The sequence below is a fragment of the Streptomyces sp. NPDC020898 genome (genome assembly GCF_044333925.1).
GTDB lineage: Bacteria > Actinomycetota > Actinomycetes > Streptomycetales > Streptomycetaceae > Streptomyces.
Window position 1 is genome coordinate 43,836 of record NZ_JBIRRV010000016.1, and the last position, 25,813, is coordinate 69,648.

Genomic DNA, 25,813 nt, shown 5'->3' on the forward strand with positions numbered 1-25,813 from the left:
TTCTCGATCACGGAAGGTCAGTACCGCGCGGGGGTGCCGGACGCTCGTCACGCCGCCAGAAGGCAGGACGCCACCAGTAGAGGGCCGTCAGGTCGTCGGACCACTCGCCGCTGCTGCCCGGCTCCTCGAAGGAGTCACGCGACAGGTCGATCGGACGCCACCCGGGGTCCAGCGGTTCGTCCTGCCCCGGCGCCCGCACGTTCTTGACGAAGCGCTCCTCCATGGCGCCGAATCGCTGGTAGTTGCGCTGCGCCTCCACCAGGCCCACGCTGTTGGCGCCGTACGTCCATGGCCATCGCAGCTGCGCCAGGTCGTCCTCCCAGAAGCAGACGGCGCAGATCTCACAGCCTCCGTGCTCGCCGAACATCTGGTGTCCGCAGCACGGGCACGGAAGCCAGCCCCCTTCAGGAGGCGCCACGCCGCTCCCCGGGACAACCAAGGGCTCTCCTCGCGCCTCAGCCTCCTCAGAAGCCGCCGGCTCAGCCGGTTCGGCGAGTATGAGCGGATCCGCATCGTTCATGGCAACGACTCTACGAACCGGCCTCACCGGGGTGACGCCGAGCACCGGACAGTGCCGGGCGGGGACATGGTCGTTCAGCGGAAGGGGCCGTCGTCCGCGAAGGCGTGGGCGGCGAAGCGGTTGCCCATCCGGCGGTATGCGGCGGCGGTGGGGTGAAGGCCGTCAGCCAGGTCGTCCGCCTCGTCCGGGCCGAGCAGCTCGCGGCCGTCGAGATGGTGGAGGTGGGGATCGCGTGCCTGCCGGGCCGTCACGATCCGTTCCAGCTCGGCACGGACCACCGCCAGTGACAACGCCCCACGAGCCGTTTCTGCCGGGTCGCCCAGAGCTGTGATCTTCCCGTCCGGGCCCATCGCCGTCGGGCCGGGTGTTTCCTCAAGTGCCGGACAGCTCACCGGGGATGTCAGCACGAGCGGGGTGTCCGGGTGCCCGTCCCGGATCGTGTCCAGGAATCCGTGCACCGCCGGGCCGAACGTCCGCAGCCGAAAGGCAGCGAGGCTCACGATGTTGATGCCCACCTTGAGACTGATCAGGTCTGCGGGCATGTCGCGGATCGTCCGGGCGACATACGGGTCCAGCATCGCGTTGCCCGCCTGACTGAGGTTGATCACCTCCACTCCACCGAGCGCGGCCGCCACCACCGGCCAGGTGCCGGTCGGGCCGTCGGCCTCGATGCAGTGGCTGATGGAACTGCCGTGATGCACCCAGCGGCGCCGACCGTCCGGCAGCGGCGGCAGCACCTCACCGGCAGCGCGCAGCGCCACCAGTTCCGTGGGCGTCTGCTGCGGCAGCCACAGCTCGACATCCTTCATGCCGGCCGGCAGCCCGGTGAACCGCACGGTCCCCGGCTCGCCCGGGACCAGTCGCTGCACGGCCCCGGGGCCCGCCATCCGCAGCACGTTGCCCACCGGCGACTGCCGACGCTCGACCAGGGCGCCGTTCACCAGCAGATCCAGCATGCCTGTCGGGCGGGGCCCGGGGTCGGTGTCGAGCTGCCCTGTGAAGGTGAGCACCTCGAACTCCAGCTCACACGCATCGGTGCGGAACACCAGCCGCACGCCCGAAGGCATCACGGTCGCTCCGTGGACCGACGGGTCCTGGTACTGCTCCGTGGTCCACGCGGGCAACCGACGCGGCATCACCCCCGTTTCCGTGATCTCCAGGTCCAGCGCACCCCGTAACTCCACCGGACCGCCCACCAGCGGAACCGCCCGCATCGCCACCATCACCGCTCCTGTCTCAGCCCCCTGGCGGGCGCCAGCACTCCGTGTCACTCGGACTTCGTCGGCACGAACCCAGTGATCATTGATATGCAGTGACCATTGTTGCGAAAGTCTGTTGAGATGCCGCCGCATGTTGGGGAGGGTCTGGGCCATGGAGTACTTCTGCTACCACCGCGATCGGCCCGGATCCGTCACGTTGCGCGAAGAGTTGCTGGAGGACCACTGGTCCTACATGGACCGGTACGCGAAGGAGCTGATCGCTCGCGGCCCGACCTTCGCCGACGACGGCGAAACGCCCACCGGCAGCGTGCACATCGTCGACCTGCCGGATCCTGTTGCCGCCCGCGCATTCGCCTTCGACGAGCCCAACTACCAGGCCGGCGCGTACCGGGACGTGCTGCTGCGCCGGTGGCGCAATCTGCTGGGGCGCACCATGTGGGACTTCCCCGGTGGCCCGAGCGGCGGCAACCGGTACCTGGTGCTCGGCCTGGGCTCGGGCCCGGCCGTCGACGTCGACGTGCCCTCCGACCGGGAGCAGCTGATCGCGTTCGGGCCGCTGCTGTCCGACGACGGCGCCACCTGGCTGGGTACGGCGGTGCTGCTCACGGCCCCGGATCCGGACACCGCGCGCGCCGTCCTGACGGCGGACGGGTACGCCGACATCGAGGTCCACGCCTGGGAGTTCGGCGGGCGACGATGACCCAAGGACGGCCCACGCCGGTTCTCACCGGATGAGTGATGGTCTCAACTGCAGTTCGTTACGATCCGCATGTCTTGTAGGGGGAGGGACCATGGCCGAAGGCCACAGCGACCAAGGCACCAACAACGCGGAAAGCTCCGACAATGTCGTGGACGAGCGGACCATAGTCGAACTGGCGCACCTGCCCCAGTCTGCCGACACCCTTGCCGCCCTGCGGGTTCGTGACCGGATCAAGCGGACCGGGCTATTTCTGCGGGGCGCCGTCCTCGTCCTGGGGGCAGGTAACTGGCTGCTCTCCGCCGTCGTCCGTGGCGGTGTCGACGTATTCTCGACGGTTGTGTTCCTGTTGGTCGTCTTGCTGGTGTGGGGTTACCCGCGACTGCAAGCCTCCCAGGTACAGCGGCTCGTCGGATGGCAGGGCGAGTACCGCACCACCGTGTCTCCGGCCGGGATCACCTGCCGTTCCGACCACAGCACACTGATCCAGAAGTGGTCCGTATTCCAGGGTTACCGGGAAACGGCAGACCACTTCGTCCTGCTCAGCCGGGACCCCAACATCATGTACGTGGACGTCCTGCCCAAGCGGGGCGTGCGTGATGCCGAGGGCGTCGATCGGCTACGGGCGATCCTGGACCAGCACACTCCTCGTGTGTGACAGGCGTCCGCCGTTGTGACAACAAGGGCACCTCTGTGGCAGCCATCCTGCTTCGGCTCATCGCGAACGGGGTCGGATAGCACCGCAGTTGGCGAGTCTTGCCACGTATCGCGCTCAGGCTGCAACGCCCAGGCCTGAATTGTGGTGTCGTGTGGAATGATCGGCCGCATGATCGAAGCTCCAGCACGGAAGGGCGGCCTCCGCCCCGTTCGATGACGTGGCCGGACGAGGCCGTGGCCGACGGCACCGCCACGACACCCGCCCATCCTTCCCGTATCGCGCTCTTCGAGGCAATACGTGCCGACCGCACCGGCCCCGTCGCCACCCGGCTGCTCCGGCTCGCCCACGCCGACACCCCGTTCGTGCGCCGAGAGGCCTTGGACCTTCTCAACAGCCTGGCCCACGAACGGCCCTGGCCAGAGGCCGTCAACGCCGCAGTGGCGCGGCTCAATGACCCCGACGAAGAGGTACGGCGCCGAGCCGCGTGCCTTTTCGGCTACCGCGGGCAGCCCGGCCTGGTTCTCGCGGCCCTCCGCGAACTCGCCGACCCTGTCGTACGCACCATCCTTGCCAGGGCGCTCGGCCCGACCGCCGCCCACCTGACGGATGATGACCTCGCGTCGGTCCGCTTCCTCGCCCACGTGGAGACGCTGCGGACAGCGCCGCCCACGCGATGGCGCTCCCTGGACGCCGCGCTCCTCGCCGACGTCCGGGAGGCCGCGCACCACCTGGCGGACATCGGACACATCTGGGGCCAGGCCCTGTACGGACTGAGGCGCGAGCACGATACCTATGCCCTCGTGGCCCGCCTCCTCGCCGACCCCGCCACCCGGGACCTCGGTGCCGACCTGGCCCGCGAGGCGTGCCACGACTGGCGAGCGGCCCCGGTCAGGCTGCTGCCGCTGCTCGTCCAGCACCGCGGCCAGAGGGCCACCCCGGCTCTTGGTTCGGCCCTCACGACAGCCTCGATCTCCGAGGCGGCGATACGGACCCACCGAGCCCTCCTCGCCGAAGTCCCCTTCACACCCTCCCCGAGGGGCTGTCGTACGCCGTCCTCCGCAACGGCGTACGACAGCGCATCCGCCGCCGCGCTCCTCGCCGCCAAACCGGTGGGCATCACCCGCCTCACTCACGCCTCCGAGATCTTCGAGGCCCTGCTGAACGCCGGCCCGCTGACCTTCCGGCAGGCGGCCCAGCTGTACAACCTCACCTTCCGACGGCCCGGCCGCTCACAGGCGGAGTGCGCCCCACTGTGGCTACGGCACGCCGGCCCTTCCGCACTGTCCCGACTGCTCGCCCTCATGACACCGCACCTGGCCGACTACGCGATCGGCGAGTACTACCTGACGGGTCTCGCCCGAATGGGCGCCCACGCACGCCCCGCGCTGCCGGCCGTGACGGCGCTGATCGACAGGCGTACCCGCATCCCCGTCAACGACTCCACCCGCGACGCCGAGATGAGACTGGACGAAAGCCTTCTGGCCGCCGCTCTCAGCACCCGCCGCGCGATCCTCGCGGACAGCGTTCCGGGGTATGAGTAGTCGCGGCACAGAAAATGCCGCTGAGATTGACCTTGATGGAGCTGGCCTACTTCGTCGGCGCTTCGAGCTGACGGGGAACGGCGCCGGCGCGCAGCTCGCGTAGATCCGGGACGTGGTTGTACAGGGTGCCTGGCGAGATGCCGAGCAGTTTCGCGAGGTCGTCTCACTCAAGCCCGGGCAAACGGCCTTCTTGGTCAGATGTGGAGTTCGGGCGGGAAGCCGGTCCAGCGCAGTTCTGCAGGCAGGTGCCGCATGTCGTTGTAGAAGAGCACGGAGGACGGCCTGCCGGGTGCGTATCGGATGGCCGTCAGAGCTGTGTTGCCGTGGTTGAGGCCCATCCAGCGCCACTCGGGTGCGTCGAGGGCAGCACGGATCAGCCATCCGATGAGGAAGTTGTGTGTGACGACCAGTTCATGGCGGGGGCGCTCGCCGTCGACCGGGCCGGTGAATTCTGCGAGTGCTTCCCGGGCCAGTGCTGGACCAAGGTTGCGCTCCTCTTCCGGAACCTGGGCGAGGAAGCTGAGCATGGCGTCGGCGGAATCCGGCGGCAACTCATCCTTCGTAGGCAGGTAGGGGACGTAGTCGCCGGCCAGTTCCGACTGGTGCAGTGGGACGGCGTCAAGTTGTGCGCTGATCAGCTGGGCCGTCTGCTGCGCCCGGGGCAGTGGCCCGTGGTGTATCGCCGAAAGTGGAGTGCTCTGGAGCCGTTCACCGAGCAGAACGGCTTGGCGCCGGCCGCTTTCCGTCAGGGTCGTCTCATCTGCTGACGCTTCACCGTGCCGAGCGAGGTAGAGGTATCGAGTGGCTGTGCCTGCCATGTCCCGGGTCTCCGTTGCCATCCGTGATCTTGTATGTCGGGATGGACGCTGAGCTCGTTGTGCACAGTTCCGTCGTGACTGAGCCGGCTCAGTTGGCGATCAGATGCCCGGAGATACCGAGACTGCCCGGACATCACAGAGACAGGACAACAGGACAGCAGAGCTCAGCGCCCCGTCCCAGTGGCGTAGCGCACTTTTGCAAGCAGGCGCTTGCAATAGTTAGCGAGGGTGCGGCAAGGTAGAGGCATGGCAACGCTCAACGTCGGCAATCTTGGTGAGTATCTGCGCGAACAGCGGCGCACCGCGCAGCTGTCGCTCAGGCAGCTCGCCGAGGCCGCCGGGGTGTCCAATCCGTATCTGAGCCAGATCGAGCGCGGGCTGCGCAAGCCGAGCGCGGAGGTGTTGCAGCAGGTCGCCAAGGCGCTGCGGATCTCCGCCGAGACGTTGTATGTGCGGGCCGGGATCCTCGACGCGGAGCGGGACCGGGATGAGGTGGAGACGCGTGCCGTCATCCTTGCCGATCCCACGCTCAACGAACGGCAGAAGCAGGTGCTGCTCCAGATCTACGAGTCCTTCCGCAAGGAGAACGGGTTCGAGATCGGCGGACCGGACAGCGCCGCAACGGACGTCCCTGTGCCGGACGTTCCGGATGTTCCGGGTGTCCCGGATGCCCTCGGCCGGGTTCAGGACACCGGCACGGACACCGACACCCGCATAGGCAACGGCACCCGCACCACCGACGGCAGCGACGCCGACCCGCAGCAGACGGCCAGTTGACGCATCAGGCGCATCAGATGCATCAGTCGAGACCGGCCCGACGTTCGCGGTAACCCACAAACCCTCAGCTCGAAGCAACCCGGGAGGACCATCACCATGGCCATCACCGACGACCTGCGCAAGACCTTCAGCGACCCCACGCCGCTCTACTTCGCCGCCGGCACCGCCGACCTCGCCCTTCAGCAGGCCAAGAAGGTGCCCGGCCTGGTCGAGCAGCTGCGTGCCGAGGCACCGGCCCGGATCGAGGCCGTACGCGGCACCGACCCGAAGGCGGTTCAGGAGAAGGCCGCCGCTCGCGCCAAGGAGGCGCAGGAGAAGGCCACCACCCGTGCCAAGGAGGCGCAGGAGACCATCCAGGCCAAGGTCGGCGAGTTCATCGGCACGCTGGACGGCGACCTGAAGAAGCTCGGCAGCACGCTCGACGCCGACCTCAAGAAGCTCGGTGAGAGCGCCCAGGACATCGCCCTGCGCGGTGTCGGTGTCGCCGCCGAGTACGCCGTGAAGGCGCGCGAGACGTACGAGAAGGTCGCCGAGCACGGCGAGCAGGCCGTGAAGACCTGGCGTGGCGAGGCCGCCGAGGAGATCGAGGAACTGGCCGTCGCCGTCGAGCCGAAGGCCGAGCCGGTCGAGGTCAAGGAGGAGGCTCCCGCCCCCGCCCCCGTCGAGGCCAAGACCGAGCCCGCCCCGGCCAGGAAGCCCGCCGCCAAGAAGGCTCCGGCCCGCAAGCCCGCCGCCAAGAAGACGACTCCGCCCGCCAAGTAGGCAGTTGGCGGTAAAGCGGTACGGCGGTACCGCAGAGCCAAACAGGTGAAAGCGTGTGTACGGGGACGGGTCGGGCACTCCATGAGTGCCCGACCCGTTCTTCGGGTAGCGGGTTCGCGGTTACGGGTACGGTGACCGCAGATATGTACTAGCCGAGCTTGGTGGTGGACGTTGTGCTGATGCAGGGGTTCGCAGGGTTCTTGTGGCTGTTGAGCGCGGCCCTGATCATTTTCAGCGGCTTCGCGCTGTTCGACGCCATGTTCCACCGCGAGGACGCCTACCGGGCGGCGGACAAGAAGACCAAACCGTTCTGGCTGATCGTCCTCGGGCTCGCCTTCGTGGTGAACCTGATCTTCGACATCCTGTCGTTCCTGCCGATCATCGGCCTGGTCGCGACGATCGTGTACATGGTCGACGTACGACCGGCACTGCGCGGTCTCCCGGGCGGCGGTCGCAGCCGCAAGGGCGGCGGCTCCAGCAGCGACGGGCCGTACGGGCCCTACAACGGCGGTCGCTGACCCCCACCGTCCCGTTCACCGGGCGGGATACGTGGGACACATGGGTGCCGTAGGACGCCCCCGCGCGACCTACGGTTCCCGGTCCAGCAGCAGTACCGCCAGATCGTCCGTCAGCTCGCCGCCGTTCAGCTCGCGCACCTCGCTCACCGCCGCCCGCAGCAGCTTCTCGCCGCGCAGGCCCTGTGCCAGCTGGCGGCGGATCATCGCCACCATGCCGTCCTGGCCGAGCCGTTCCCGGCCCGCGCCGACATGGCCCTCGATCAGGCCGTCCGTGTAGAGCATCAGCGTCCACTCGGCCCCGAGCTGCACCTGCGTCCGAGGCCAGCGGGCCCCCGGCAGCAGCCCCAGCGCCGGACCGTTGTTGTCGTACGGCAGCAGCTCCGTCACCAAGGGCGCCGGAAGCTCGGAGGGGCCGGAGGGGACGGCGTGGCCGGAGAGCACCGGCGCCGGGCGGACCAGCAAAGGAGCCGGGTGGCCGGCCAGGCACAGGCCCGCGCTGCGGCCGTCCGGCGCGATGTCGACCGTACAGACCGTCGCGAAGATCTCGTCGTTCTCGCGTTCGTGTTCGAGGACCTGCTGGAGCGTGCCCAGCAGCCTGTCGCCGCACAGGCCCGCCAAGGTCAGCGCGCGCCACGCGATGCGCAGCTCCACGCCGAGCGCCGCCTCGTCGGGGCCGTGCCCGCAGACGTCGCCGATCATCGCGTGGACCGTGCCGTCGGGCGTGCGGACCGTGTCGTAGAAGTCGCCGCCGAGCAGCGCGCGGGAGCGGCCGGGGCGGTAGCGGGCGGCGAAGCGCAGCGAGGAGCCGTCGAGGAGCGGGGTGGGGAGGAGCCCGCGCTCCAGGCGGGCGTTCTCCTGGGCCCGCAGCCGGGACTCGGTGAGCCGGCGTTCGGCCTTGTCGGACCGTTTGCGCTCCACCGCGTAGCGGATCGCGCGGCTCAGCAGCCGGCCGTCCAGCTCGTCGCGGAAGAGGTAGTCCTGGGCGCCGACCCGCACCGCCTCCGTGCCGCGCTCGGCGTCTCCGGAGGCGGTGAGCGCGAGGACGGCGTGCCGGGGTGCGAGTCGCAGCACGTGCTTGAGCACGGCCAGTTCCTCGCCGCCCCCGTCGGTCCCGGCGGTCTCGTCCTCGGCACGGGTCGGCGGCGCGGGCAGCGCGAGGTCCAGCAGGATGCAGTGGACGTCGTCGGTGAGCAGCCGCTCGGCCTCGGTGAGGTTGCGGGCCGTACGGACACGGATCGGCTTGCCCGCGGCGTCGAGCAGCTCGGGCACGATGGGCGCACCGCCCGGGTCGTCCTGGATCAGCAGCAGGGTCAGCTGCGTGCCGGTGCCGGTGCCGGTGCCGGTGCCGGTGCCGGTGGCGGTGGCGGAGACGGCGGTGGCGGCGTCGGCGCCGGTCGTCGTCTGCTTGCGCGGAGCCGCGTCGGTTCCGGAAGTGGCCCCGGAGGTGCCTCCAGGGATGGCCGGAGCCTGCGCCTGACCGTTCTCCACGGCCGGGATCGCTCTCTGCCGCGGTACGGGTACGGGCATCGTCGTGGGTTCCTTCCCTCCCCCCGAGGGCACGATGGGCGAGGGGTCTCGATCCACCGACCGGGACCATAGCGGTTCACGGGCCCGGAGCGGAATGGCGTGGCGACGCGTCCGACGGACGGCGCCGGCGTCATATGCCGTGTTCCGTAACGCACTTGGGCACGGGGTTGCCCGTCCGGGGATGACGAATGTCACGTCCGCCGGAGGTGCGGGCGGTGGTGCCGGGTGCGGTGGGTCACGTGGGACGGGTCACGTACGGCGCGGAATGTTCCGTACGGCGGGAAAGGCGCCGTATGCGGCGAGTTGCCCCACCCTGGCGCGCCCCACCTTGCCCGGCCCTCTCCTGGCCTGCCCCCTCCTGCCCCGCCCCGGGTTCACGCACCCGGTCGGACCACCCCGAGTATCGGCATCGACCCCGCCCCCGCGATCGTCACCGTCCGCCCAGGCCGCGGCGCGTGGACCATCGAGCCGTCGCCCACGTACATGGCGATGTGGCTCGCGTCGTCGAAGTAGACGATCAGGTCGCCGGGGCGCATGTCCTTGACGTCGACGCGGGTCAGCTGGGCCCACTGCTGCTGCGAGGTGCGCGGGATGGTGACTCCGGCCGCCGCCCAGGCCGCCGAGGTCATCCCCGAGCAGTCGAACGAGTCCGGGCCCTCGGCGCCCCACACATACGGCTTGCCTATCTGGGCCGTCGCGAACTGCACGGCCTTCTGGCCCTGCGCCGTCGCCTTGTCGGCGATGTCGTCGAGGATGCCGGTGCCGAGCCAGGTCGTCTGCGCCCGGGTCGCGGCCTCGCGCTCCAGCTCCGCGAGGCGTTCCTTCTCGGCCTTCTTCAGCTGGGACTCCAGCTTCTCGGCCGCCGCGATCTGTTCCTTGATCTTCTTCTGGGCGGCGGCCTTGGCCTTGCGGCTCGTGTCCAGCTTCTTCCACTGGGCCGAGGCGTCCTGCGCGTACTGCTCCAAGTCCTGCTGTGTGCGCGTCATTTCGGCGAGCAGGTCCTTGGTGCCCTTCTGCCCCTGCCGGACCCGGCCGGCGCCGTCCAGCCACGCCTGCGGATCGTCGCTGAGCCACAGCCGCGCCTCCGGCGGCAGGCCTCCGGAGCGGTACTGGGCGCGGGCCGCGGCACCCGCGCGGTCCTTCAACTCGGCCAGCCGCTCCTGCCCCTTGACGATCTCCCGGGCCAGCTCGACGATCTCGGTGGACTGCCGCTCGGTCTCCTCCTCGGCCGCGTTGTACGCGTCCGTGGCGACCGCCGCGTCGTGGTAGAGCTTCTCCAACTGCTTGTGTACGGCTTCCAGGTCCTTGTTGGGCGGCAGCGTCACGCCCGGGGGCGGTGTGGGCGTCGGTGTCGGTGCGGGGGCCGCGAACGCCGTGCCCGCACCGCTCAGGACGGTGACCGCGCAGACCAGTCCCACGGCTGTCGCGATCAGACTCCGCTTGCCGGCTCCCATTCCCCGTACCCCCAACAACTGATTAACCGTCAGTAACTTACGGACACCTGGGGGATCGTGCCATGTCACCGCAAAAAGCAACAGGCCTCCTTCACGTTGCCTGCCCTTCCCGCGGCCCCCGCATGTCTGACGAACGGCGCACAGAGATCGTTGCCCTCGAACCACGGGCAATTCGAGGCACCTGAAAGCCAGTCGGAGGCCGGTCGGAGACCAATCGAAGGCCAGGCGAGGGCCACTCGGAGGCGGCCCCGAAGCAGCACCGAAGCAGCCCGGAAGCAGTCCGGAAGCAGTCCGGAAGGCAGGCGCGTCAGTGCCGGGGCGCCAACGCCCGCCACTCCACGGTCACTTCACCCTGCCGCCAGCGCACCGGCCCGTCCGTCACCGGCCAGTCGGTCGTCAGGTCCCGTACCGCCCGGATCCAGCGCTGGCGGGCCCCGTACGACGCGTAGGGCGCCGCGGCCGCCCAGGCGCGGTCGAAGTCGCGCAGGAAGGCGTGCACGGGTTCGCCGGGGACGTTGCGGTGGATGAGGGCCTTCGGGAGGCGCTCGGCGAGGTCGGAGGGGCGCTCCAGGGAGCCGAGCCGGGTCGCGAAGGTGACCGTGCGCGGGCCCTCGGGGCCGAGGGCGACCCACACGTGCCGCCGCCCGATCTCGTCGCACGTCCCCTCGACGAGCAGCCCGCCCCCGGAGGTCTCCGTGGCCGGGGCGAGCCGGGCGCACAGCCGCGCCCAGACTCCGGCGACCTCGGCCTCCTCGTACTGCCGCAGCACGTTCGCCGCGCGGATGAGCGCCGGCCGCCGCGGGACCGGGATCTCGAAGCCGCCGTGCCGGAAGGTGAGCCCCTCGCGCTCGTACGGTCGCGCCGCCTCGACCCGCGCCGGTTCGATCTCGACGCCCACCACGCGCGCGCGTGGAGACACGGTACGCAGCCGGGCGAGCAGCTCGACGGCGGTCCAGGGCGCGGCGCCGTATCCGAGGTCGACGGCCAGGGGGTCGCCGGTCCGGCGGAGTTCCGCGCCGTGCGTGGCCGCGATCCAGCGGTCCATGCGGCGCAGGCGATTGGGGTTGGTCGTCCCGCGCGTCACCGTTCCCACGGGCCGGGATGTCGATGCGCGGGGAGTCATGCGTACGAGAGTAAGGGGCGCCCGAGCCTCGAACGGTTGAGCGATAAATGGTAATGATTGGGCAAAGAGGAAATGGGCCGCCTCTTCCCGGCGTTTCCCCTTCGGACGAGAAGGAGGAACGTCACGTGAGCCAGTACATCGGCCGGCTGGGCCGCCGTCGCAGGCCCCGCCGCGTAGCCATGCTCTCCGTGCACACCTCCCCCCTCCACCAGCCCGGCACGGGCGACGCCGGCGGGATGAACGTCTACATCGTCGAACTGGCGCAGCGCCTCGCGGCGATCAACATCGAGGTCGAGATCTTCACCCGGGCCACCACGGCAGCCCTGCCCCCGGCCGTGGAGCTGGCCCCCGGCGTCCTCGTGCGCCATATCGACGCGGGCCCCTACGAAGGCCTCCCCAAGGAGGACCTGCCGGCCCAGCTGTGCGCCTTCACGCACGGGGTCATGCAGGCCTGGGCCGGCCAGCGCCCCGGCCACTACGACCTCGTGCACTCGCACTACTGGCTCTCCGGCCACGTCGGCTGGCTCGCCGCCCAGCGCTGGGGCGCCCCCCTGGTCCACGCCATGCACACCATGGCCAAGGTCAAGAACGCCGCCCTGGCCGACGGCGACAACCCCGAGCCCGCCGCCCGCGTGATCGGCGAGATGCAGATCGTGGCCGCCGCCGACCGCCTCATCGCCAACACCTCCGAAGAGGCCGACGAGCTCGTACGGCACTACGACGCCGACCCCGGCAAGGTCGCCGTCGTCCACCCCGGCGTCAACCTCGGCCGCTTCTCCCCGGCCGACGGCCGCGCCGCCGCCCGCGCCCGCCTCGGCCTCCCGCAGGACGCCCTGATCCCCCTCTTCGCGGGCCGCATACAGCCCCTGAAGGCCCCCGACGTGCTGCTCCGCGCGGTCGCCGTCCTCCTGGACGAGCGCCCCGAGCTGCGCGCCAACATCGTCGTACCGATAGTCGGCGGCCCCAGCGGCAGCGGCCTGGCCAAGCCGGAGGGCCTGCAGAAGCTGGCCGCCCGCCTGGGCATCGCGGACGTCGTGTGTTTCCGCCCGCCCGTCGGCCAGGAGCAGCTCGCCGACTGGTTCCGGGCGGCCTCCGTCCTGGTCATGCCGTCCTACAGCGAATCGTTCGGCCTGGTGGCCATAGAGGCCCAGGCGGCGGGCACCCCGGTCCTCGCGGCGGCGGTGGGCGGCCTCCCGGTGGCCGTCGACCAGGGGCGTACCGGATTCCTCGTACAGGGCCACGATCCCGCCGCCTACGCGCGTGTGCTGCGCGATTTCGCCGACGACGAGACCCTGACCGCCCGGATGGGCGCGGCGGCGGCCCGGCACGCCCAGCGCTTCGGCTGGGACGCCTCGGCGGCCGCCACGGCGGACGCCTACACGGCCGCGATGCAGGCCCACAGGCGTCGCGTACGCTCCCTGCATGGCTGACGCAGCGTCGATCATCGAGCAGGTCCTCACCGAGGCCGAGCTGGACTGGGAGAGCCCGAACCCCGGCAACTACGTCGTGAAACTCCCGGGCACCCGCAAACTCTCGACGACGGTCTCGCTGCTGGTGGGCAAGCACTCCCTGTCGCTCAACGCGTTCGTGATCCGCCACCCCGACGAGAACGAGCAGGGCGTCCACCGCTGGCTCCTGGAACGCAACCTCAAGCTGTACGGCGTGAGTTACGCGGTGGACCGCCTCGGCGACGTCTACGTGACGTCCAAGCTCCCCCTGGCCGCGATCACCCCGGAGGAGATCGACCGACTCCTCGGTTCGGTCCTGGAGGCGGCCGACGGCGGCTTCAACACCCTCCTGGAGCTGGGCTTCGCGTCGGCGATCCGCAAGGAGTACGCCTGGCGGGTGTCCCGGGGCGAGTCGACCCGCAACCTGGACGCGTTCACCCACCTGACCCGGCGCCTTACGGAGTGACGGCGCCGCTTAGGACCTGTCCGGCCGATCATGCCGCGGACGCGGGGTGCGGCACGCACATCTGCGGCGTTGTCGTCGGATGCCGACTCCCCCACGCTCGGCTGCGCTCGCGTTCGCGGGGGGACCCCCATCGCGTCGACGCCCTCCTCCGCCTTGCAGCTGCACGCTCCCCCCACGCTCGAACACCCTCGCGCGGGGGGACCCCCGTCACCCCGCTCACCGGCGCTCCAAGGCCCCGCCCCTTTCCTGCGACCTGATCGGCCGGACAGGTCCTAGCCGGTAACGCCCCGGCGGCACGCCCACCAACTTCTTGAAGTGCCGCGCCAGATGGGCCTGGTCGTAGAAACCGGTCGCCGCCGCGACCTCACCCGGCGACAGCCCGTCGAGGAGCAGCCGACGCGCCCGCTGCACACGACGGGCCGTCAGATACTGGTGCGGCGCCATCCCGAAAGCCGCGCTGAACGCCCGTACGAGATGCGCGGGATGGGCATGCACGAGCCGCGCCGCCTCGTCGAGGGCGAGCCCCTCGACGAGCCGCTCGTCGAGGAGTTCGCGCAGCCGCCGGGCGAGCGGCGGATCGGCGGACGGAGGGCGGGGTACGTCCGTCGCCCGCAACCGGGTACGCAGCCGCTCCGCGACGAGCGCCAGCCGGCTCGCGGCCTCGAACTCCTCCCCGGACCGCACGAGCGCCCCGTGCAACTGCCCGACGCGCCGCCGCAGCAGGGGATCACGCAGGTCGGGCCGGTCCACGGCGGCCCCGATGAACTCGTCGCCGAGATGGGTGGAGTCGAGATAGAGCACCCGCTTGCGGAACCCGCCCGGAGTCGCGGGCGACCCGTTGTGCGGCACATGCGGCGGCAGCAGCGTCACGGTGTCGTGCGGGGTGCCCCGCTCATGCCGGTCGAGGTCGTACCGTACGGCGCCGTCGTCGACGATGAGCAGCGTCCAGGAGTCGTGTACGTGCATCGGGTAGGCGTACTCGACGAAGTGGGCGTGGAACACCTCAAGGACACCCGGGACGCGCGGGCGCCAGGCGGAAACGTTTCGCTGCTGCGGGGGTACGGCGGCCACGCAAAGAACGTACAAGACGTGGAGGCAGGCGGCTCGGCAGTCTCGACCCATGAACGCAACGGACACGACCACTGCCCCCGCCGCCGGCCACGAACCCGTCCGCTTCGACACGAAGATCGCCGTGGTCCTGCGCGCGGACCTGGAACCCTGGCAGCGCCTGAACGTGACCGCGTTCCTGGTCAGCGGCCTGGGGACGACGGTCCCCGAGGTGATCGGCGAGCCGTACGAGGACGCGGACGGCACACCGTACCTGCCGATGTTCCGTCAGCCGGTCCTCGTCTTCGAGGCCACGAAGGAGACCCTGACAGCGGCCCACGGACGGGCGGTGTCCCGCTCCCTGCCGTGCTCCGTCTTCACGTCCGACCTGTTCGCCACGGGCAACGACCGGGACAACCGGGCGGCCGTACGGGCCGTGGCGGCAGGGGAGTTGGACGTGGTGGGGGTCGCGGTCTACGGGCCGAAGAACGCGGTGGACAAGGTGATCAAGGGGACGCGGATGCATCCGTGACGGCGGCGCCGGCGGCGGGGGGCGCGTGGACGGGGGCGGGCTTCTCCGTCTCCGCTTCCTCCGCGGACTCCTCTGTCGGCCCCTCCGCCGGAAGCCGCCGCATCAGCACCCCGTACCCCACGCCCGCCACCGTCCCGATGACCGCGCACAGCCCCCACAGCCACTCGGCGCCCAAGTGGTCGATGACGAAGCCCGACATCAGCGGGGCGACCAGACCGGCCACCGACCAGGACATCGTGTACATGCCCTGGTAGCGACCGCGCCCGTGCACCGGGGACAGCCGCACGACCAGCCCGGTCTGCGTGGGCGCGTTGACGATCTCGGCCAGCGTCCAGACGCACACCGTGAGGATGAAGACGCCGACCGACCCGGCGAACGCGGTGAGCCCGAACCCGTACCCGGCGAGGAGGGACGAGGCCACGAGGAGCCGGCGGGCGTCCCGGTGCTCGATGAAACGGGTGACCGGGATCTGCAGCACGACCACCAGTACGCCGTTGACGGCGACGACCATGCCGAAGTCCGCCGGGGTGAACCCGGCCTCGCCCATCGCGATCGGCAGCCCGACCAGGCCCTGCTGGAAGATGAGCGCGACGAGGAACGCCAGCCCGACGACGCTCATGAAGCGTCCGTCGCGCAGCACGGTCCCCAGTCCGACGGAGGCTTCCTCCTGTGCCGCCTTCGGGGTCTGCGTCGGCCGTGACTCGGGCAGCTTGAGGAAGATGACGACCGCGCAGGCCAGTGTCATCCCGGCCTCGACGAGGAAACCGGCGACGTAACTGACCTCGACGATGAAGCCGGCGCCGGCGGAGGAGACGGCGAAGCCGACGTTGATGGCCCAGTAGTTGAGGGAGAAGGCGCGGACGCGGTCCTCGGGCCGCACGATGTCCGCGATCATCGCCTGCACGGCCGGCCGCGAGGCGTTGCTCGCCATCCCCACCAGGAAGGCGACACCGGCGATGGCGACCGGGTCGTGCACGAAGCCGAGCAGCGCGACGGAGAAGGCCGTCGACGACTGGGCGATGAGGAGGGTGGGGCGTCGTCCGAGCCGGTCGGTCATGACCCCGCCGCCGATCGACGACACGACTCCGCCGAGCCCGTGCAGCGCGACGACCAGCCCGGCGTACGAGGCGGAGTAGCCGGCCTCAAGGGTCAGATAGATCACCATGAACGTGGCGACGAAGGCCCCGAGCCGGTTGACGAGGGTGCTGGTCCACAGCCACCAGAACTCGCGGGGCAGCCCGGACACGGATTCTCGGGCAGCGCGTTTCAGGGCGGCGAGTGACACAGGGATCCCCCACGGACGTAAGCAGCTCGGACGGTGATGACAACTTACGAGCGGGTCGCGCGAGGGGACCACTCAATTAACAGATCCCGTCAACCGTCCGGCTACCGGGCGGCCGAGCAGGGGATCAGACCGTTCTATTACGCTCGGGGCATGGCCGACGCACCGTACAAGCTGATCCTCCTCCGCCACGGCGAGAGCGAATGGAACGCGAAGAACCTGTTCACCGGTTGGGTGGACGTCAACCTCACCGAGAAGGGCGAGAAGGAGGCGGTCCGCGGCGGTGAGCTGCTCAAGGACGCCGGCCTGCTGCCCGACGTTCTCCACACGTCCCTCCAGAAGCGCGCGATCCGCACGGCCCAGCTGGCCCTGGAGTCCGCGGACCGCCACTGGATTCCCGTACACCGTTCGTGGCGCCTCAACGAGCGCCACTACGGCGCCCTCCAGGGCAAGGACAAGGCCCAGACCCTCGCCGAGTTCGGCGAGGAGCAGTTCATGCTCTGGCGCCGCTCGTACGACACCCCGCCGCCGGAGCTGGCGGACGGCACGGAGTTCTCCCAGTCGGCCGACCCCCGCTACGCGACGATCCCCCCGGAGCTGCGCCCCCGCACGGAGTGCCTCAAGGACGTCGTCGTCCGCATGCTCCCGTACTGGTACGACGGCATCGTCCCGGACCTCCTCGCCGGCCGCACGGTCCTGGTCGCGGCCCACGGCAACAGCCTCCGCGGCCTGGTCAAGCACCTGGACGGCGTCTCCGACGAGGCCATCTCCGGCCTGAACATCCCGACGGGCATCCCCCTCGCCTACGAACTGGACGCCGACTTCAAGCCGCTGAAGCCGGGCGGCACCTACCTCGACCCGGACGCGGCCGCGGCGGCGATCGAGGCGGTCAAGAATCAAGGCAAGAAGAAGTAGGTCCCGTGATCATGCCCCCGAACCGCGCTCACGGCGCGGGTCGGGGGCGTTTCCATGCTCGAATTCATCCCGGGCGTAAGGAAGTTGGCGAAAGTGCACAACCTCCCAGGCGCCTCCCCTGTCTCACGCAAGTGAAGTCACCACTCGATTCACCAGACGTGGGGGAAACCACACCATGCGCATACGCGCCACTGTCGCCACCGCTACCGCCGCTGCCCTCAGCGCCGCGCTGGCCGTCACCGCTCTCGCCGTCCCGGCCGCCGGTGCCGACCAGGACGACTCGGCCTCGACGTTCTCGAACATCGATGTCAACCACGACTGGCAGGACTACACCGTCGGCGTCGACGCCGCGACGAAGAGACTGATCCCGATCTCCGCGACGGTCAGCGACCCGCAGGGCATCAAGAGCGTGACGGTCGAGCTGAGGCGCGGAGACGACGCGGAGAAGCCCGACGCGGTCATCACCGCGGGCGCCAACTGCCACACGACCAACGCGATCACCTCCTGGTGCGAGGGCCTGCTGACCGCCAACCCGAAGGTCAACCTCCACAACAACGCCCTCGCCGGTCTCTGGTACCTGAGCTTCATCGCCACCGACGGCGAAGGCAACGTCACCCGCGGGGACGGCCTCTACGACCTCACATCTTTCGCCCGCATCAAGCGCACGACCTACATGTCCCAGACCGACGCCAACCCGGAGCCGGTGAAGAAGGGCCAGAACCTCACGGTCAAGGCCCGGATGACCGTCGCCAGCTGGGCGACGAACACGAACGTGCCCCTCGTCGGGCACCAGGTGCTGCTCCAGTACCGCCAGGGCACGAGCGGCCCCTTCAAGACGGTGCAGAAGATCAAGACCGACCGCAACGGCTGGGCCGCGGCCACCGTGAAGGCGACGGCGGACGGCGCGTACCGCTACGACTTCGCGGGCACGAACCTCACCATGCCGGCGGCCGGCTTCACCGACTACGTCGATGTGAAGTGAGCCCGTACGCGATGAAGTGACCGTCCCCTGCCCGTCACACCGGCGGGCGGGGACCCCCTCGGACCTACGAGCCCCGGGCCACCGGCAGGTGGTGGAAGGCCTGAGTGGTCCGGGGGTGGGCGATCTCGTCCAGGAGATGGCGCCAGTCCGGGTCGGCGACGGTGGGGTGGGCCCGGTCCCAGGCGGTGAGCAGCGCGGCGAGATCGGTCTCGCGGGCAGGCGCGGCCGGGGATTCCAGCGGAGTGCCCGGCTTCGAAGGCGGCGTCGGCTTCATGGGAGGTTTCCTTCCGGGGGCGGACTGTGACCCGGAGATCCGGTGCGCGGTCCGCCCGCGGAGTCGCCCGGTTCTCACACCGTCAGCGGGACCGGATGAACCTCGTCGGCGGGGTGGCCGGCGCGTTCGTGGATGCGTTGGACCGCTTCCGCCGAGGGGGCCTCGGAGAGGCAGTAGACGACGCCGGAACCGGGGTCCGCCCAGGCCTTCTCGAAGTGGACCCCCTCGTCCTTCTCTATGGCCAGGTCGGCTTGGTGGGCCTCGTTCAGCTGGTCGGCCGTGATGCCCTCCATGCCGTGGTGGACGTCCATGAACTGGGGCATGGCGCCGCACCTCCTATCCCTGATCTTCCCGGAGCTGCCCGGAGTGCCCGGAGCTGCCTGGATCTTCCTACGGGGGAGTGCTTCCCCCGTGTTCCATCCTCAGCCCCTACGGCCGCCGCCGCGACCGGGTGAAGGCAGCCCCTACGTCAGGTTGATCGCCGCGCAGTCCGCCGCGTAGTCCGGGGTGCAGATGTCCTTGATCGTGTAGACGCCGTCCCGGATCACCGTGTCCTTGATGTTCTCCTGCGTGAGGGCCACCACCGGCACCAGCATCGAGGGGATCTTCTTCTTCGTGGGGCTGTCGACGCTGTCGCGGGTCAGCGCGTCGAACTCGATCGAGCGGCCCTGGACCTTGGCCACCGCCATCGACGCGGCGTTGGTGGCCTCCAGGATGAACGACTTGTAGACGCTCATGTACTGCTCGCCGGAGACGATCCGCTGCACCGCCGCCAGGTCCGCGTCCTGCCCGGTCACCGGCGGGATCTTGCTGGCGCCCGCCTCCTTCAGCGCGTCGATGACCGCGCCGGCCATGCCGTCGTTCGCCGAGTACACCGCGTCGATGTTGCTCAGCCCGACGGCCCTGATCGCCGTCTCCATGTTGGTCTTGGCGACCTCGGGCAGCCAGTCCTTGGTGTCGTACGACCCCACGATCTGGACCTTGCCCTGGAGCTCGGTCATCGCGCCGTCCTTGAACCGCGCCGTGTTCGGGTCCGCGAGCGAACCGTTGATCATGACGACCTTGCTGGTCGCGGCCTTGGTGCCGAGGGCCTCGACGATCGAGCGGCCCTGCACCTCACCGACGAGCTCGTTGTCGTGGGAGACGTACGCGTCGATCGGACCCTGCGCGAGCCGGTCGTACGCGATGACCGGAATGCCCGCCTCGCTGGCCTTCTCGACGGCCGGCGCGATGGCCTTGGAGTCCACCGCGTCCACGAGGAGGACGTCGACCTTCTCGGCGATCATCTCTTCGAGCTGCTTGCTCTGCTGGGCCGCGTTCGCCTCGGCGTTGGCGTAGAGGACCTCGCCCTTGCCGTTGGTGAGGGCGGTGACCTGCTTCTTTATGAGCGGGTAGTCGAACTTCTCGAAGCGCTTCGTCTCCTTGTCGGGCAGGAGAAGCCCCACAGTGATGTCGTCGCCCTTCTTGGGCGCCGCGGAGCCACTGCTTCCGTCGGCGCTGTCGATGACGCCGCACGCGGCGAGCGAGAGGGCCGAGACAGTGGCCGTCACCGCGATGGCGGTACGGCGCACAGTGATCCGACGGGGGGAACGAGCGTTCACGTCAGGTGCCTTCCAGGCGGGGAACAGGACGACCCAGTTAGGGAAGCCAACGCGGCCTCGGCACGTAACGTCAAGGAATACCGGTTAACGAGATGGCAACGGGGTGCCTGTTGTGCATGGACGGAGCCGGAGCGTCAACTGCTGTGAAGTGTATGCCCGTTCAACGACCACCGAGGTCGCCCTTCACCGCCCCGAACAGGGATGAACAACCCCATCCCGACGCAAAAGGACCCCGCCCCCGGGAAACGGAAGACAGGGTCCTGTACCGCTGTACCGCGCTCGCGCCGTACTTACACCGTCAGCCGCACTGACAGGGATTGCCCGACTGGCAGCCGCACCCGCACCCGGAGCCGCAGCCGCAGGCGCCGAACAGGGGCAGGTTCTTGATCTCGGCGGGCTGCTGCGTCTCGCGTTCCTGCGTCGGGTCGGGCGTGCTGGGGGTCTCGGCCATGGGTCCCTCCTGGGAACTGGTCCTGGAGACGGGTGCCTTCTCCCCATTGCATGCCCGTTCCGCTGGGCGCATCAACGGCGCACAGAGGCTCGCGCCGGCCCCGGGGGCGGGCGGCCCGGCACCGCACGCCCCCACGCGGCAACCAGCCGGAGTTACGCGCCCTCGACCCCTGTGGGCGGCTGCACGTCCTGCTGGAGCTCGTCCGCGTGCTCACCCGTCACCAGGAACACCACGCGCTTGGCGACCGACACCGCGTGGTCGGCGAAGCGCTCGTAGTAGCGGCCCAGCAGCGTGACGTCGACCGCCGTCTCGATGCCGTGCTTCCAGCGCTCGTCGATCAGGTGCCGGAAGAGGGTGCGGTGCAGGAGGTCCATCTCGTCGTCGTCGGTCTCCAGTTGCATCGCCAGGTCGACGTCCTTGGTGATGATGACCTCGGCCGCCTTCGCCATCAGGCGCTGGGCGAGCTGGCCCATCTCCAGGATCGTGGCGTGCAGGTCGCGCGGGACCGCGCGCTCGGGGAAGCGCAGCCGGGCCAGCTTGGCGACGTGCTGGGCGAGGTCGCCCGAGCGCTCGAGGTCGGCGCTCATCCGCAGCGACGTGACGACGATCCGCAGATCGGTCGCCACCGGCTGCTGGCGGGCCAGCAGCGCTATCGCGCGGGCCTCCAGGTCGTGCTGGAGCTCGTCGACCTTGGCATCGGCCTCGATCACACTTTCGGCCAGCTTCAGGTCGGCATCGAGGATCGCCGTCGTGGCACGCCCGATCGCCGACCCGACGAGCCGGGCCATCTCGACCAGCCCCTCGCCGATCGAGTCAAGTTCCTCGTGGTACGCGTCACGCATCAGGTGTCCCTCTCTTGACGTCCGAACGGGGGCAACACCGGGCCCCGTGACCCCCACGCTCCCACGTTCGGGCCTGTACGCGTCCTTTTCCGCCCCGACAAATGAACCAATACTGGCTCCAAGGTGAACTCTGGGCGACGAGTGTTCGAGGTCGCACCTTGATGGCTGTGGCCATGTCGTACCCCATGCCTAACCTGGAAGCATGGACGTGAACGCGGCAGTCGCCGCAGCGGCAGCGATCGCCGGGGTGCTCACCGGTGTCATCGCCGCCCTGGCGTTCCGCTGGAGCGAGCGCGACCAGAAACGCCCCACCCGCACCTCCCTGCACACGGACCCCGTGCTGCCGCCCGGTGTGGACACGGTGCTGTCCGTGCTGCGGTCCTCGGCCGTCGTACTCGACGAGGCGGACGCCGTCGTCAAGGCCAGCTCGGCGGCGTACGCCCTCGGGCTGGTCCGTGGCGGAAAGCTTTCGGTGGATCCAATGCTCCAGATGGCCCGCGACACCCGGCGCGACGGTGAGATACGCCAGGTCGAGCTGGACCTCCCCCGGCGCGGCACCGGACGCGGCGAGGCCCTGGCGGTCTCCGCCCGCGTCGCCCCGCTCGGCTCGCGCCTGGTCCTCCTCCTCGTCGAGGACCTCACCGAGGCCCGGCGCATCGAGGCCGTACGGCGCGACTTCGTCGCCAACGTCAGCCACGAGCTGAAGACGCCCACCGGCGCGCTCTCCCTCCTCTCCGAGGCCGTCATGGGCGCCTCGGACGACCCGGAGGCCGTCGAGCGCTTCGCCGGCCGGATGCAGATCGAGGCGACCCGGCTGACCAGCCTCGTCCAGGAACTCATCGACCTCTCCCGGGTGCAGAACGACGACCCGCTGGAGGACGCCGAACCGGTCCGCGTCGACGAACTCGTCGCCGAGGCCGTCGACCGCTGCCGCCACCAGGCCGGCACCAAACAGATCACCATCGCCTCCGGAGGCACCGCCGACCTGCGCGTCTGGGGCAACCGCGGCCAGCTCGCCGCCGCCCTCGGCAACCTCGTCGAGAACGCCGTCAACTACTCGCCCTCCACCACCCGCGTCGGCATAGCCGCCCGCCGGGTGAACGCGCCGGGCGGAGACCTGATCGAGGTCGCCGTGACCGACCAGGGCATAGGCATCTCCGACAAGGACAAGGAACGCATCTTCGAGCGCTTCTACCGCGTCGACCCGGCCCGCTCCCGCGCCACCGGCGGTACGGGCCTCGGGCTGGCGATCGTCAAGCACGTGGCCGCCTCGCATGGCGGGGAGGTCACGGTGTGGAGCTCCGAGGGTCAGGGCTCCACGTTCACCCTGCGCCTGCCGGAGGCGGCCACCGGCCGCCGAGCCCGCGCGAACCGGCCGCATCTGTACGACGATGACTCCCTCCCCGAGTCATACCCAGACTCCGACCCCGAAGCCGGGGACGGACCGTCCGACCCCGGCGAAGTGGCCGACCGGACCACCGGTACATCCCCTTACGATCCGCTTCGCTCCCCGGAGGTCCTTCCGTGACCCGAGTGCTCGTCGTCGAGGACGAGGAGTCCTTCTCCGACGCCCTGTCGTACATGCTCCGCAAGGAGGGTTTCGAGGTCGCCATCGCGGCGACCGGCCCCGACGGACTCGACGAGTTCGAGCGCAACGGCGCCGACCTCGTCCTCCTGGACCTGATGCTGCCGGGCCTGCCCGGCACGGAGGTCTGCCGTCAACTGCGCGTCAAGTCCAACGTCCCGGTGATCATGGTCACCGCCAAGGACAGCGAGATCGACAAGGTGGTCGGCCTCGAAATAGGAGCCGACGACTACGTCACCAAGCCCTTCTCCTCCCGCGAACTGGTCGCCCGCATCCGGGCCGTCCTGCGCCGCCGCGGCGAGCCCGAGGAGGTCACCCCGGCCGCGCTGGAGGCCGGCCCCGTCCGCATGGACGTCGACCGCCACGTGGTCACCGTCTCCGGCGCCAAGGTCGACCTCCCGCTCAAGGAGTTCGACCTGCTGGAGATGCTGCTGCGCAACGCCGGCCGCGTGCTGACCCGTATGCAGCTCATCGACCGCGTCTGGGGCGCCGACTACGTGGGCGACACCAAGACCCTCGACGTCCACGTCAAGCGCCTGCGCGCCAAGATCGAACCGGACCCGGGAGCGCCCCGGTACCTGGTCACGGTGCGAGGCCTGGGCTACAAGTTCGAGCCGTAGACCGCTGAGGCCGACCGGAGCCGGCGGACGGAGTCCGGCGCAGCGGCCCGAAGCCTGCGAAGCAGTGCGAGGGGCGCGTCAAGAGGGGCGGCCGCTCAGCACGTACGCCGAAGGGCGGGACCTCCTGGAGAGGTCCCGCCCTTCGGCGTACGAGGGTTCAGTGACCGGCAGCCGCGTCCGTCGGCGTCACCGGGGTGCTCGGGGTCGCCCCCGCGGCAGGCGTCCCGGCGGCCCCCGTCGGGGTCGGCGAGCCGGACACCACCGGCTCCGACGGCACGCCGGAGACAGCGGCGCCGGGCGAGGTGGGGGAGGTGCCCGGCGCGGCCGGGACCTCGGTCGGGCCCCACGAGGAGAAGAAGCTCTCGGACGGGACGACGAACGCGCGCAGGCTCACGTCACCGGTCTTGCTGAAGGTGAAGGTGATCTTCTGCGCGTTGCCGTCCTTGACCGTCTCACCGACGCTGGGCAGCACCGCGGAGGCGTTGTTCGCACCGCCGATGATGAGCGAGCCGCCGGCCGGGATGCTCAGGCTCTTGCCCTTCGCAGGGGTCAGCTCGGCGGTCTTGCCGCTGCCGGGGATGGTGACCGACTCCAGCGTCTGGGCGGTGATGCCGCTGTTGAACACGGTCGCGGCGACGGCGGCCGGGCCGGTCGACTCGTGCTCGGGCTGGATGATGATCACGACGTTCTGCAGCTTGATGTCGCCTTCGGTCGTGGCCGCGTTGTCCGGCTTGACCTCCAGCGTCTGGGCGTTGTTTCCGGCTGCGCACCCGGCGAGCGTGGCGACCGAGAACGCGAGGGCGGATGCGGCGAGGGCGCCGCGTCGAAGGCTGCTGCTCACGGCGGCGGCAACTCCTAGGAACGCACGAACGGCTCCTTATAAAGCCGCCCTAAGTGTCTGTCAGCGGCCTTAGGTTACCGAGCCGTTCCCGCGCCACTGCACCCGACCCGCCTCTGGGGGCGTCCGGGGCGGCTCCCCCGGGAGTGAGCGGCCGTCTCGGGAGTCACTCATGAGCGACTTGGACTCGCACCGGTCCGTCATTCACATAAGCGCCGTAGGCAAACAGAGGTACCTGCTTGCGGATTTCCGGTGAAGCAAAGAACCAGGGGTCCGGAATTGATCACTTGTAGATCATCCGTTTGGCCATCGGGCCGCTCATCCACTGGATCACCAACTGCCGTGATCAATTCTGGATTCACCCCGCACCCGACTCCGCTCATCGAACGGAGTACCGGAAGTCGAACGCTTGGAAGCGGACATAAGTGGATGTTTGGTCGCCTGTGGCGGCCTCCAGGTGTGTGTAACGTCCGGGTTTCGCTTCCTCCGGAGAGCCGCTCCGACCTGCGAATACCGCCTTCGACCTCGCCCCGAGGGTGCTCCCGAAGCACGTTCCTGTTGCAGTTGTCAAGCCCCGAGATATGCTCTGACCTGCGAAAACGTCATTCAGAACCCGCAGTTTCCGTGTTACCCTGGATAGCCACGGAAGGGGTACCTGTCACATGACGTTCAAGGTTGGCGACACCGTGGTCTATCCCCATCACGGGGCCGCGCTGATCGAGGCCATCGAAACTCGCCAGATCAAAGGCGTGGACAAGACCTACTTGGTGCTGAAGGTCGCCCAGGGTGACCTGACTGTACGTGTGCCAGCGGACAATGCGGAGTTCGTCGGCGTACGTGACGTGGTCGGTCAGGAAGGGCTGGACCGGGTCTTCGAGGTGCTGCGCGCTCCGTATGCCGAGGAGCCCACGAACTGGTCGCGCCGTTACAAGGCAAATCTGGAGAAGCTCGCCTCCGGCGATGTCATCAAGGTCGCGGAAGTCGTGCGTGACCTGTGGCGTCGTGAGCGTGAGCGCGGACTCTCCGCGGGTGAGAAGCGCATGCTCGCCAAGGCTCGTCAGATCCTGGTGAGTGAACTCGCCCTCGCGGAGAACACGAACGAGGACAAGGCCGAGGCACTGCTCGACGAGGTGCTCGCGTCCTGAGAAACACTGCGTCCGGACTGACACAGGCAGGCCCTGAAAGCCCGCTCACTCAGCCTTGACTCAGCAGCTCCGCATCACTCTGCATCACAGTGAAATGCCGCGGTGCCCGATGACGTATCCAATGTCGCCGGGCGCTGCGGCATGTTCGTTCCCGAATAATTTTTGATATT

28 protein-coding genes are annotated in these 25,813 nt (G+C 69.6%); 14 read left to right on the forward strand and 14 right to left on the reverse strand.

Annotation, left to right across the window (positions count from 1 at the left end):
- Positions 1–7: 7 nt before the first annotated feature.
- Together ACH4TV_RS37040 and ACH4TV_RS37045 are read right to left on the reverse strand one after the other, a co-directional pair.
- Complete coding sequence (locus ACH4TV_RS37040; protein WP_398405684.1) at positions 8–418, reverse strand: CPCC family cysteine-rich protein; 411 nt, start codon at positions 416–418, stop codon at positions 8–10.
- A gap of 176 nt (positions 419–594) precedes the next feature.
- On the reverse strand, positions 595–1,734 hold the full coding sequence (locus ACH4TV_RS37045; RefSeq protein WP_398405841.1) for a GDSL-type esterase/lipase family protein: 1,140 nt from the start codon (positions 1,732–1,734) through the stop codon (positions 595–597).
- 157 nt (positions 1,735–1,891) lie between these two features.
- On the opposite strand from ACH4TV_RS37045, the gene ACH4TV_RS37050 reads away from it, so the two are divergent.
- The 3 genes from ACH4TV_RS37050 (at position 1,892) to ACH4TV_RS37060 (ending at position 4,636) form a co-directional block, all read left to right on the forward strand.
- Positions 1,892–2,440: a YciI family protein gene (locus tag ACH4TV_RS37050; RefSeq protein WP_398405842.1), complete on the forward strand. Its 549-nt coding sequence runs from the start codon at positions 1,892–1,894 to the stop codon at positions 2,438–2,440.
- Positions 2,441–2,531: 91 nt separating this feature from the next.
- Entirely contained in the window at positions 2,532–3,095 is a 564-nt protein-coding gene (locus ACH4TV_RS37055) for a YcxB family protein (protein WP_398405685.1), read from the forward strand.
- Between the two features lie 212 nt (positions 3,096–3,307).
- On the forward strand, positions 3,308–4,636 hold the full coding sequence (locus tag ACH4TV_RS37060) for a HEAT repeat domain-containing protein (protein ID WP_398405686.1): 1,329 nt from the start codon (positions 3,308–3,310) through the stop codon (positions 4,634–4,636).
- Positions 4,637–4,830: 194 nt separating this feature from the next.
- Here ACH4TV_RS37060 and ACH4TV_RS37065 read toward each other — a convergent pair whose 3' ends face one another.
- A complete protein-coding gene (locus tag ACH4TV_RS37065; RefSeq protein WP_398405687.1) occupies positions 4,831–5,454 on the reverse strand; it encodes a histidine phosphatase family protein in 624 nt (207 codons plus the stop codon).
- Positions 5,455–5,700: 246 nt separating this feature from the next.
- Between ACH4TV_RS37065 and ACH4TV_RS37070 the strand changes: the two genes are divergently transcribed.
- From ACH4TV_RS37070 to ACH4TV_RS37080, 3 genes are all read left to right on the forward strand, one after another.
- Positions 5,701–6,231, forward strand: a complete 531-nt coding sequence (locus ACH4TV_RS37070) for a helix-turn-helix domain-containing protein (protein WP_398405688.1) — start codon at positions 5,701–5,703, stop codon at positions 6,229–6,231.
- Between the two features lie 96 nt (positions 6,232–6,327).
- Entirely contained in the window at positions 6,328–6,993 is a 666-nt protein-coding gene (locus ACH4TV_RS37075) for a hypothetical protein (RefSeq protein WP_398405689.1), read from the forward strand.
- Positions 6,994–7,172: 179 nt separating this feature from the next.
- Positions 7,173–7,511, forward strand: a complete 339-nt coding sequence (locus tag ACH4TV_RS37080; RefSeq protein WP_398405690.1) for a DUF2516 family protein — start codon at positions 7,173–7,175, stop codon at positions 7,509–7,511.
- 69 nt (positions 7,512–7,580) lie between these two features.
- On the opposite strand, the gene ACH4TV_RS37085 is transcribed toward ACH4TV_RS37080, so the two are convergent.
- From ACH4TV_RS37085 to ACH4TV_RS37095, 3 genes are all read right to left on the reverse strand, one after another.
- The gene (locus tag ACH4TV_RS37085) at positions 7,581–9,038 is read right to left on the reverse strand and encodes a PP2C family protein-serine/threonine phosphatase (RefSeq protein ID WP_398405691.1); all 1,458 of its coding nucleotides are present in this window, start codon (positions 9,036–9,038) and stop codon (positions 7,581–7,583) included.
- Positions 9,039–9,412: 374 nt separating this feature from the next.
- Entirely contained in the window at positions 9,413–10,492 is a 1,080-nt protein-coding gene (locus ACH4TV_RS37090) for an NlpC/P60 family protein (protein ID WP_398405692.1), read from the reverse strand.
- Between the two features lie 307 nt (positions 10,493–10,799).
- Entirely contained in the window at positions 10,800–11,615 is an 816-nt protein-coding gene (locus tag ACH4TV_RS37095) for a class I SAM-dependent methyltransferase (RefSeq protein ID WP_398405693.1), read from the reverse strand.
- 125 nt (positions 11,616–11,740) lie between these two features.
- Between ACH4TV_RS37095 and mshA the strand changes: the two genes are divergently transcribed.
- Positions 11,741–13,045 (forward strand): D-inositol-3-phosphate glycosyltransferase, encoded by a 1,305-nt coding sequence (mshA, locus tag ACH4TV_RS37100; RefSeq protein WP_398405694.1) that lies wholly within the window; start codon positions 11,741–11,743, stop codon positions 13,043–13,045.
- Positions 13,038–13,529 carry a YbjN domain-containing protein gene (locus tag ACH4TV_RS37105; protein WP_398405695.1) on the forward strand — a complete coding sequence of 164 codons (492 nt, stop codon included), beginning with the start codon at positions 13,038–13,040 and terminating at the stop codon, positions 13,527–13,529. The genes mshA and ACH4TV_RS37105 overlap by 8 nt, the downstream gene beginning before the upstream one ends.
- Positions 13,530–13,745: 216 nt before the next feature.
- Here ACH4TV_RS37105 and ACH4TV_RS37110 read toward each other — a convergent pair whose 3' ends face one another.
- On the reverse strand, positions 13,746–14,651 hold the full coding sequence (locus tag ACH4TV_RS37110; protein ID WP_398405696.1) for an AraC family transcriptional regulator: 906 nt from the start codon (positions 14,649–14,651) through the stop codon (positions 13,746–13,748).
- Between ACH4TV_RS37110 and ACH4TV_RS37115 the strand changes: the two genes are divergently transcribed.
- Positions 14,650–15,108, forward strand: coding sequence for a DUF2000 family protein (locus ACH4TV_RS37115; RefSeq protein ID WP_398405697.1), 459 nt, complete (start codon positions 14,650–14,652; stop codon positions 15,106–15,108). The genes ACH4TV_RS37110 and ACH4TV_RS37115 overlap by 2 nt on opposite strands.
- Here the strand turns inward: ACH4TV_RS37115 and ACH4TV_RS37120 are convergent.
- Complete coding sequence (locus tag ACH4TV_RS37120) at positions 15,083–16,393, reverse strand: MDR family MFS transporter (protein WP_398405698.1); 1,311 nt, start codon at positions 16,391–16,393, stop codon at positions 15,083–15,085. The two genes, ACH4TV_RS37115 and ACH4TV_RS37120, sit on opposite strands and share 26 nt — an antisense overlap.
- 150 nt (positions 16,394–16,543) lie before the next feature.
- Between ACH4TV_RS37120 and ACH4TV_RS37125 the strand changes: the two genes are divergently transcribed.
- Both ACH4TV_RS37125 and ACH4TV_RS37130 read left to right on the forward strand, forming a co-directional pair.
- Positions 16,544–17,305 (forward strand): phosphoglyceromutase, encoded by a 762-nt coding sequence (locus ACH4TV_RS37125; protein WP_398405699.1) that lies wholly within the window; start codon positions 16,544–16,546, stop codon positions 17,303–17,305.
- 175 nt (positions 17,306–17,480) lie between these two features.
- Positions 17,481–18,287: a hypothetical protein gene (locus ACH4TV_RS37130; RefSeq protein WP_398405700.1), complete on the forward strand. Its 807-nt coding sequence runs from the start codon at positions 17,481–17,483 to the stop codon at positions 18,285–18,287.
- A 64-nt stretch (positions 18,288–18,351) separates the two neighbouring features.
- On the opposite strand, the gene ACH4TV_RS37135 is transcribed toward ACH4TV_RS37130, so the two are convergent.
- From ACH4TV_RS37135 to phoU, 5 genes are all read right to left on the reverse strand, one after another.
- The gene (locus ACH4TV_RS37135; RefSeq protein ID WP_398405701.1) at positions 18,352–18,561 is read right to left on the reverse strand and encodes a hypothetical protein; all 210 of its coding nucleotides are present in this window, start codon (positions 18,559–18,561) and stop codon (positions 18,352–18,354) included.
- A 74-nt stretch (positions 18,562–18,635) separates the two neighbouring features.
- Positions 18,636–18,884: an SCO4226 family nickel-binding protein gene (locus tag ACH4TV_RS37140; RefSeq protein ID WP_398405702.1), complete on the reverse strand. Its 249-nt coding sequence runs from the start codon at positions 18,882–18,884 to the stop codon at positions 18,636–18,638.
- A gap of 141 nt (positions 18,885–19,025) precedes the next feature.
- Positions 19,026–20,162 (reverse strand): sugar ABC transporter substrate-binding protein, encoded by a 1,137-nt coding sequence (locus tag ACH4TV_RS37145; protein WP_398405703.1) that lies wholly within the window; start codon positions 20,160–20,162, stop codon positions 19,026–19,028.
- Positions 20,163–20,460: 298 nt separating this feature from the next.
- Positions 20,461–20,613, reverse strand: a complete 153-nt coding sequence (locus ACH4TV_RS37150; RefSeq protein WP_398405704.1) for a hypothetical protein — start codon at positions 20,611–20,613, stop codon at positions 20,461–20,463.
- 152 nt (positions 20,614–20,765) lie between these two features.
- On the reverse strand, positions 20,766–21,455 hold the full coding sequence (gene phoU, locus ACH4TV_RS37155) for a phosphate signaling complex protein PhoU (RefSeq protein ID WP_398405705.1): 690 nt from the start codon (positions 21,453–21,455) through the stop codon (positions 20,766–20,768).
- A 202-nt stretch (positions 21,456–21,657) separates the two neighbouring features.
- Here phoU and ACH4TV_RS37160 point away from each other — a divergent pair, with 202 nt between their 5' ends.
- Together ACH4TV_RS37160 and ACH4TV_RS37165 are read left to right on the forward strand one after the other, a co-directional pair.
- Positions 21,658–22,983 carry a sensor histidine kinase gene (locus ACH4TV_RS37160; protein WP_398405706.1) on the forward strand — a complete coding sequence of 442 codons (1,326 nt, stop codon included), beginning with the start codon at positions 21,658–21,660 and terminating at the stop codon, positions 22,981–22,983.
- The gene (locus ACH4TV_RS37165) at positions 22,980–23,660 is read left to right on the forward strand and encodes a response regulator transcription factor (RefSeq protein ID WP_105974768.1); all 681 of its coding nucleotides are present in this window, start codon (positions 22,980–22,982) and stop codon (positions 23,658–23,660) included. The genes ACH4TV_RS37160 and ACH4TV_RS37165 overlap by 4 nt, the downstream gene beginning before the upstream one ends.
- A 157-nt stretch (positions 23,661–23,817) precedes the next feature.
- On the opposite strand, the gene ACH4TV_RS37170 is transcribed toward ACH4TV_RS37165, so the two are convergent.
- Entirely contained in the window at positions 23,818–24,501 is a 684-nt protein-coding gene (locus tag ACH4TV_RS37170) for a DUF461 domain-containing protein (RefSeq protein ID WP_398405707.1), read from the reverse strand.
- 659 nt (positions 24,502–25,160) lie between these two features.
- Here ACH4TV_RS37170 and ACH4TV_RS37175 point away from each other — a divergent pair.
- On the forward strand, positions 25,161–25,643 hold the full coding sequence (locus ACH4TV_RS37175) for a CarD family transcriptional regulator (protein ID WP_006380568.1): 483 nt from the start codon (positions 25,161–25,163) through the stop codon (positions 25,641–25,643).
- Positions 25,644–25,813 lie beyond the last annotated feature (170 nt).